We start from the raw sequence: 1,413 nt of genomic DNA on the forward strand, positions 1-1,413 counted from the left end.
AGTTGAGTCCCGCATAGTGGTGTAGCGCGGTGGCCCCGTGATCGTCTCTGACGAGGACGCGGCCACCGTGTGATCCTTCGAGTCAACCTTCCACAGAATCCTCGAACGGAGTCATCACGATGACCGCTCCTCATATTGTCGACCCTCACGGCCTGCTCGGTGAAGCCCTGGCCGAAGCCTCCCCGGATCTGATGCGCACGATGCTGCAAAGGATCATCAACGAGCTGCTGTCCGCGGACGCTGACGCGGTCGCCGGCGCGGAATACGGTCGACCCAGCCCCGAGCGGGTCGCTCAGCGCAACGGCTACCGCCACCGCGACCTTGACACCCGCGTCGGCACGATCGACGTCGCCGTCCCCAAGCTCCGCACCGGCACCTACTTCCCCGAGTGGCTGCTCGAGCGCCGCAAACGCGCCGAATCCGCCCTGATCACCGTGGTCGCGGACTGCTACCTCGCCGGCGTCTCCACCCGTCGAATGGACAAACTCGTCAAGACCCTCGGCATCAACAGCCTCTCGAAGTCCCAGGTCAGCCGCATGGCGGCCGATCTGGACGAGCACGTCGAGCAGTTCCGCCACCGCCCCCTGGACGAGGCCGGGCCGTTCACGTTCGTCTCCGCCGACGCACTGACGATGAAGGTCCGCGAGGGCGGACGAGTCATCAATGCCGTCGTCCTGCTCGCCACCGGCGTCAACGGCGACGGCCACCGCGAAGTCCTCGGCATCCGGGTCGCGACCAGCGAGACCGGCGCGGCCTGGAACAGCTTCTTCGCCGACCTGGTCGCCCGCGGCCTGGGCGGAGTCCGCCTGGTCACCTCCGACGCGCATGCGGGGCTGGTCGAGGCGATCGCCGCTCACCTGCCCGGAGCGTCCTGGCAGCGCTGCCGCACCCACTACGCCGCGAATCTGATGAGCATCTGCCCCAAGGGCATGTGGCCAGCCGTGAAAGCGATGCTGCACAGCGTCTATGACCAGCCCGACGCCGCGGCCGTGAATGCGCAGTTCGAGCGTCTGCTGGACTACGTCGGTGAGAAGCTCCCGGCCGTGGCCGAGCACCTCGATGCCGCCCGCGCAGACGTCCTCGCGTTCACCGCGTTTCCGAAGGATGTGTGGGTCCAGATCTGGTCGAACAACCCCACCGAGCGTCTGAACCGCGAGATCCGCCGCCGTACCGACTCGGTGGGCATCTTCCCCTCCCGCGAGGCGATCGTCCGCCTCGTCGGCGCGGTCCTGGCCGAGCAGACCGATGAATGGGCCGAAGGACGCCGCTACCTCGGCCTCGACGTCCTGGCCCGTTGCCGCCTCACCCTCACCACCAATCCCGTGAACGAGGTGAGCACCGATGCACTTCCCGCGCTGACAGCCTGATCCCTATCGCCGAAGGATCGCTACACCACTTCCGGGGACTTGACCG

General features: G+C 67.4%; 1 protein-coding gene. It reads left to right on the forward strand.

What is annotated here, in order from left to right:
- The first annotated feature begins 119 nt into the window (after nucleotides 1-119).
- Entirely contained in the window at nucleotides 120-1,367 is a 1,248-nt protein-coding gene (locus L3K22_RS16610) for an IS256 family transposase (RefSeq protein ID WP_114306580.1), read from the forward strand.
- Nucleotides 1,368-1,413 lie beyond the last annotated feature (46 nt).

It is taken from the genome of Brachybacterium atlanticum (assembly GCF_025669985.1).
GTDB classification, from domain to species: Bacteria; Actinomycetota; Actinomycetes; order Actinomycetales; family Dermabacteraceae; genus Brachybacterium; species Brachybacterium conglomeratum.